The sequence below is a fragment of the Tumidithrix elongata BACA0141 genome, assembly GCF_036349135.1.
GTDB lineage: Bacteria > Cyanobacteriota > Cyanobacteriia > Pseudanabaenales > Pseudanabaenaceae > Tumidithrix > Tumidithrix elongata.
Genome location: NZ_JAZBJZ010000185.1, coordinates 1 through 6,493, shown reverse-complemented (window position 1 = coordinate 6,493; position 6,493 = coordinate 1). Strand labels below are relative to the sequence as shown.

Below are 6,493 nucleotides of genomic sequence, written 5' to 3'. Positions count from 1 at the left end.
CTCGCCTTCTAACTGTTTTGTTATTATCTATTATTTCCAAACAAGTCTATTATTTACGGCTTGAAGGAAAACATTTCCTCCACTACTATCAACTGAGCCTGCATCAATACTATTAACTCTGATATCTCGACCCACTGTGAGATTGATATCTGCAGCACTGCCAGTTATGGGAATTGTGTTGATAGCCCCAATACCAACAATATCTCGACCTGCCGTGAAATTAATTGCCCCTGCGTTTGTCGCAATATTACTATTGGCATTGATATCTCTACCTGCCTGAGCCGTCAACCCCACTCCAGCCGCAGTAATTGCTACTGGGGTATTGAAATTGATGTCATTGGTTGCCTGCAATATTACATTTGTTGCCGCAGAATTAATGAGATTAACCGCCAACGTATTTGCCCCTATATTTGGGTCAGCGAATTGATCCACATCCGTCAAAACCGTAAACGATCCGCCTATAGCGATTACAGTGATATCAGTTGGATCGAGTAGCAGAGTTCCAATGTTGCCATTGGTAGCCAAAGTATTTACAGTTCCCCGATAATCGAGATTCTGTTTGCCCGAAACCTCCACAAAACCACCACTCCCCGACTGAGTTCCTCCATTCGCCGCAATTGAGCCAAGGAATCTCGTACTCTGGTCAGACCAGACTATCGTTTTCCCACCATTTCCATTTAAAATCGCACTGACATCAATTCTGGAATTGCTATCAACAAAAGTTCTCAGAGCATTTGGAACTGTTCCCTTTCCTTGAAAATCGCCCCCAATCAGAACTGTGCCACCGCCATTCAACCCAGATGCATCAATCCGCGCATTTACTAAACCCACTTTTTCGCCAAAGATGCCAACTACCCCCCCCTGCCCCCCTTTGTCAAGGAGGGGAGAAACATTAATCTGTCCTGAGACAATCGTCATGCCATTTGTGACCGCAAGATCGGTTGGTTCAGGACTTGCCACTAGGGCAAGAGAGCCATCGGCTTTGACCACTACTTGATTCGCTTCAGGAACTTTACCCGTAAGCAACTCAGCTAGTTTGGGTAAATCTGTAATCTTGCCACTCCAGTTAGACGGAATCGCATTGGCAGTTACTTGTAAGCCTAAGACCGCATCAGGCGATCGCAACTCCACAACAGAATTTCCCGCTACAGAAATTAAGGCCACATTCCCACTTGGAGCCGTTAACGTTCCCGTATTGATGATGCTTCCGCCTGTAAAAGTAATACTTTTCCCAGTATCTACCGATAAATTCCCTTGATTGATAATTCCCGCAGGCTGAGAAATAGCAAAGCGAATATTCTTGGGATCGCCACTAGGAAAGACGAGTGAATTCTTGTCAACATTAAATGCCTGTCCACCATCAAAACCTAAGCCCGTACCTGTTGTCGCATGAAAAGAACCACCGATATCCAAACGCGCATTTTGTCCAAATACAATCCCATTGGGATTCATCAGATAGAGATTGGCATTAGGGAAGGCTTGGCGACTTTCAATTGTGCCTAAAACCGCCGAGGGATTGCCACCCGTGACACGGTTGATGATGTTGTGAACCTGCGTACCGTCTAAATTCCCATTGCCGAAAACCACGCCTGATTGAGGAACGTTAAACTCGTTAAAGCTGTGATAGAGATTGCCACCATTGACTGTGCCCGAGCCTGTGGGTGCTATAACATTCCCGTTTACTTGAGTAGCCGTGCTACCATCGGGTGCGATCTGGGCTTGAGCTGACTTTGCTACCCCTAGGAAAGCGATCGCTGACAAGAGCAAGCAATATCTATTCTTCATTTCAACTCACCTAAAGGGGAACAATTCAGAAATAACTACCCATAAACAAATGCTACAACGTCAAGTGAAATTAGATGAATGTTTTTAGCAAAACGGACATTATTCTTAATTATTTCAGAAGTTTGGGCAAAGCTTGACATCAGTATGGCTTTTGATATCTAGCGATCGCACCCAATCAAGATCGAATCGTAAGCGATCGCATTTCAGGCATTGTAAACCAATAAATTTGGTACGATCGATAGTACTCAACTAAAGAAATCGATCTGAGCAAATATGAATTACCGCGATCTCATCACCATTGAATCAGGAAAACGCAGCGGCAAACCTTGCATTCGAGGAATGCGAATCACAGTTTATGATGTCTTGTCGTATCTTGCCTCTGGGATGACATATCAAGAAGTTCTTGAAGATTTTCCCTATCTCACTCAAGAAGACATCTTTGCCTGTCTTAGTTATGCTGCTGACCGCGAACTCCAAACTCTATTCGTTCGAGCATGAAGCTACTTTTCGATCATAATCTCTCTCCACGATTGGTTGTAAGCCTCGCAGAGCTATTTCCTGATTCCAACCATGTTTTTCAGTTGGAATTAGATCGAGTTGAAGATCGACAAATCTGGGAATATGCAAAAGCTAATGACTTCATAATTGTTACAAGAGATAGCGATTATAATGAGCTACAAATTTTGCTAGGCTTTCCACCAAAATTAGTTTGGATTCGACGTGGGAATTGTTCGACAAATGAAATTGAGAATATCTTAAAAACGCATTATCCTGATATTCAAGAGCTGACAAATATAGAATCTCTTGGGTTGCTCGCACTATACTAATACTTGTCCTCTTTAGCCCTTTGATTACAACCAATTTCCCACCAAGATAAAAGACGACCAAAAGAAAGGATGCCTGAGGTCTATATTCCCTATGCCTTTTGGCAAAGTAATGGCTCCCAACCCCTCAATCCCGACAATTTGATTATTTTCAACTTCACTCATCTAGGTAAATAGGTGGAGTGAGGCATAAGAAGACGACGAAGGAAGTCAAAATCAATCCAACTCAGATTGTATGACCACTCAAATATCCCAACATAAAGATGTAAATACTTTTTGTGGATGCCCTGAAATGGATGCAGAAAATTCCGCAAACCTACCCAAATGCCCTCCATCGTATTGCAATGCACCTCGCAAAAACTATTCCCATCCTCATCTAGGAGCGTATTCTCCCTGAGAGTGACTCGTCCACGACCTGAATCAGGAACACGGTCATAGGCATTCGATTCATCCGTGTAGACAGTGGCAGTGGGTGATGTAGTGGCAACTACTTGGGGCTCTATCGTTGCTTACTGGGTAACTTTGAGACGAATTTGTCCATTATCTCGACCCACTGTGCCAACTATCGGTGGACGGTCGTTAGCCATCGTGCCTTTCCCTTTACGTTGATTGCCTCGTTGTCGGGGTAGGTCGGTAACTGGGTTGTGTTTTGCCCTTTTTCCCCTGCATTCTGAAACATCTCGTCCATCTCTACTGCTTCATCTAGGATAACTGTGCCGATCAAGTGCGCAAATCCTCGTCTTTGAATCCGATGTCGCCATGCCAAGACTGTGCCGTAGTCGAGCCCTAACTCTTCTGATATATGTTGTGTGGTCTGTCCTTGCAAGAATCCTCGTAGTATCAGCACGATCATACTGCAACTGTAGTGACTGCCTGAGAGGTCTGTCCCTGTAAAAATATGGAATACTTTGCCACATTCTCAGCATTTGTATTTCACGATCGGTGTGCGGTTTCTGTCGTGCGGAGCTTGCCCTTCCGATAATGCGTGTCCCTTGGGGCATTGTAGTCCCTGCGGATGTATTATCTTTAACCAAATGATGTGATTCCCCGTTGCAATCTCTATCAGCTCTATTTTAGCGATCGGCTTGAGGTCGTTGGTAATTAGTGTAATAGATCGCCCCATCCCAAAGGAGTTATCGGATTGTAAATGTATTCAAAAGATTGAGATGGGGCACAGGACTTGAACTCAATAGCAACACCCATTTCAAAATGAAGATGTCTCATATCGCTTCGGCCAGAGTTCCCCATTTTTGCTAGCTCTTCCCCGCGATGAATTTGTTGGCTAACCGTAATCTGAATCGTATCAGGGGCAAGGTGAGCGTATCGCGTGAATAGCCCATTAGGATGCAAGATGACAACATGGTTACCCCAACCGGCTCCACACTCTCGCTCCTCGGTATTTGGTTCAAACAGATTAGATTGAGGGCAGCCCCGACGGATATAAACAACTTTGCCGTCCGCCACCGATCGCACTGAAACTTGAGGAATTGACTGGTTGCTATGAATGAAGTCAATCCCCTCATGTATGGCTAGTTGATAGTTATTACCTACAAAAGGATCGGTCTCGGTGAAATCGGCAGGCTGAGACCAATGTATTTCAATATTGCGAGTGTTTTGAGCAGTTCCGACGCGCTGAACGGGAGACTCTTCCTCTAATTTCTCGTTAAAGTACCCGCTCGTGCAAATTTGAGCAAAAGCTGGTGCTGATGAGACTTGTAAGAATGTAACAACTAAGACGATCTTTTTGATGAAATGACAGAAGTCGCACATGTTTTCAATGCGCGCAAAATTAAACATGAGCCTAAGCTGGCTGTTGTGAGTTGATTTACTGCGGATTAATCTATTAAGTCAATCATGAAATACGCGATCGCGTCAGGACAAAAAGTCATGAGTGACACAAAAAATGGACTAGCGGGAGTAATTGACTTATCAGATTGAGCGACTTCAGTAATAGTGTGCCAAATTACTAAAACTTGGTTGTCAGTTGTATGCCAATATCCAACGTTACAAGATAGAATTTTTTATGTAATTTCAAGATTGGTTAAGAGAGGGAAACTATGAAATTTCAAGTAGGTTCAATAGCAATGAATTTGGTTGTTGCTTTTTCAATCGTTTTTTCTTTCTCTTCCCAAACTTTGAGTAATAGTAATGGAGAAGAATTCATTGGACATTGGCAAGGCGTATATTTATGTCCATCAATACCCGAATCAAAGATTGAAGATTCATTAACTATTAAACCTAGTACAGGAGGAACAAGTTTTCCTGTTGATTTATTTGAAGACTTTGCAAATTCTGACGACTATAAAGTTAATGCGAGATTAGTTAATAACACAATGATTTTCTCAGCACCCGGATCGAGTGGTGAGATCTCAGTCAAAGATGGGGTTTTGCACTTAAAGCTAAAGAGTGTGATATCTGATATTCCATGCGAAGGCACTTACAGGAAGTCTGGGCAGACTAATACTGCGCTAACACAGCAGACAAATTTGGGGATGTATCATCAAATTGCTAGCGAGATTGCTAAGGTTCCCTTAGATCCTAATGGTAGAACACCTGATGGCGAGATAAAACTCAATAAGATTCAACTCGGACAAGATCTGAAACAAGTCCTTGCCATCATGGGAAATCCTCCTTTAAAAAGGAGCTCAACAACTACTAGCATGACATGGAATCTTGTGAATCCAAAGAATATATTAAATATCAGCTTTTCTGAGTCGGGGTATTCAATGAGTATTGGTCGTAGTAATAGGAGTGAGGAAAACCCAATTTCTCAAAAAGCGAGAATTGAGGTTCGCAAAGAAATGGAAAAAACAAATAAATTATCTATTCAGTCTGTTGAAGCTATTATCGGGAAGCCGGCAGATAAAATAGACTTAGACTATAGGCTATCTTGGCGTACTGTTAAAGGGAGTTGTATCATTATTAAATTCCATTCAAGAAAAGTTACCAATGTTGAGCAAAAAGATCGATTGGACTCTGGGAAGTTTATGGAATGCAATTGATGGTGATACTAATAACAGTATCTTCTGGATTTGGAATTGCTGGAGTATAACTGGATGAAAAGTCCCTTCAATGGTAAAGTCTTAGGCTAAAGTCCTACGATTACTCTCGCAATCTAAATCTTGCAAACCCTATGAATGGTATGGCTGGCAGAGAGATTTATCAAAAGATTCATGACAATATTCAAAAAGTCATGAAAGGGCAAGCCGTGGCAATTCGCAAATTGCTAGCGGCTTTTGCCAGTGGAGGACATGTCTTACTCGAAGACTATCCCGGTACGGGAAAAACCACCCTAGCTAAAGCCTTAGCCTTTTCTGTGGATGCCTCGTTTAAGCGCATTCAATTCACTCCAGACCTTTTACCATCCGACATTCTAGGGATTACGATTTTCGATCAGAACGATCGCACGTTTCACTGGCATGAAGGCCCCATTTTCGCCAATATCGTTTTGGCAGATGAGATCAATCGGGCTTCGCCGCGCACCCAGTCGGCACTTTTAGAGGCGATGGCAGAGGCGCAAGTCAGCGTAGATGGTCAGCTCAAAAAACTCCAAGATCTATTTTTCGTGTTAGCGACACAAAATCCTGTGGAATCTCGCGGTACCTATCCATTACCCGAAGCGCAGATGGATCGCTTTGCACTCCAGTTTAGTTTGGGCTATATCCAACCCGAAGATGAAGTCGATCTGCTCTCTGCCCAAATCGAGCAGCATCCCATTGACACGATCGCATCCTGCGTCGATCTAGAAGCGATCGCAGTATTAGAGCGTGTTTGAGAAGTTTAGGGTAGAAAAAAAGCCCCCAAAGTTATAGGTTGTTAATATACAAAAAAAGGTAATTGCTCAACTTAGAGGAAATAATGCTTCGAGGGGGTTCAAAGCCACA

8 protein-coding genes and 1 pseudogene are annotated in these 6,493 nt (G+C 43.0%); 4 read left to right on the top strand and 5 right to left on the bottom strand.

Annotated features, from left to right (window positions below):
• Positions 1-30: 30 nt before the first annotated feature.
• Complete coding sequence (locus tag V2H45_RS24565) at positions 31-1,785, bottom strand: two-partner secretion domain-containing protein (RefSeq protein ID WP_330486331.1); 1,755 nt, start codon at positions 1,783-1,785, stop codon at positions 31-33.
• Between the two features lie 273 nt (positions 1,786-2,058).
• Between V2H45_RS24565 and V2H45_RS24560 the strand changes: the two genes are divergently transcribed.
• Together V2H45_RS24560 and V2H45_RS24555 are read left to right on the top strand one after the other, a co-directional pair.
• A complete protein-coding gene (locus V2H45_RS24560; protein ID WP_330486330.1) occupies positions 2,059-2,283 on the top strand; it encodes a DUF433 domain-containing protein in 225 nt (74 codons plus the stop codon).
• The gene (locus V2H45_RS24555) at positions 2,280-2,612 is read left to right on the top strand and encodes a DUF5615 family PIN-like protein (RefSeq protein ID WP_330486329.1); all 333 of its coding nucleotides are present in this window, start codon (positions 2,280-2,282) and stop codon (positions 2,610-2,612) included. Before V2H45_RS24560 ends, V2H45_RS24555 begins: the two co-directional genes overlap by 4 nt.
• Positions 2,613-2,636: 24 nt before the next feature.
• Here V2H45_RS24555 and V2H45_RS24550 read toward each other — a convergent pair whose 3' ends face one another.
• The 4 genes from V2H45_RS24550 to V2H45_RS24540 form a co-directional block, all read right to left on the bottom strand.
• A complete protein-coding gene (locus V2H45_RS24550; RefSeq protein ID WP_330486328.1) occupies positions 2,637-2,774 on the bottom strand; it encodes a hypothetical protein in 138 nt (45 codons plus the stop codon).
• Positions 2,771-3,112 carry a transposase gene (locus tag V2H45_RS25775; RefSeq protein WP_408648912.1) on the bottom strand — a complete coding sequence of 114 codons (342 nt, stop codon included), beginning with the start codon at positions 3,110-3,112 and terminating at the stop codon, positions 2,771-2,773. The genes V2H45_RS24550 and V2H45_RS25775 overlap by 4 nt, the downstream gene beginning before the upstream one ends.
• A 59-nt stretch (positions 3,113-3,171) precedes the next feature.
• A complete protein-coding gene (locus V2H45_RS24545; RefSeq protein WP_330486327.1) occupies positions 3,172-3,456 on the bottom strand; it encodes a helix-turn-helix domain-containing protein in 285 nt (94 codons plus the stop codon).
• A gap of 254 nt (positions 3,457-3,710) precedes the next feature.
• Positions 3,711-4,406, bottom strand: a complete 696-nt coding sequence (locus V2H45_RS24540; RefSeq protein WP_330486326.1) for a M23 family metallopeptidase — start codon at positions 4,404-4,406, stop codon at positions 3,711-3,713.
• Positions 4,407-4,666: 260 nt separating this feature from the next.
• Between V2H45_RS24540 and V2H45_RS24535 the strand changes: the two genes are divergently transcribed.
• A complete protein-coding gene (locus V2H45_RS24535; protein WP_330486325.1) occupies positions 4,667-5,611 on the top strand; it encodes a hypothetical protein in 945 nt (314 codons plus the stop codon).
• Positions 5,612-5,742: 131 nt separating this feature from the next.
• Positions 5,743-6,378 (top strand): annotated as a pseudogene (locus V2H45_RS24530) (AAA family ATPase); the annotation flags it as partial.
• Positions 6,379-6,493: the final 115 nt, after the last annotated feature.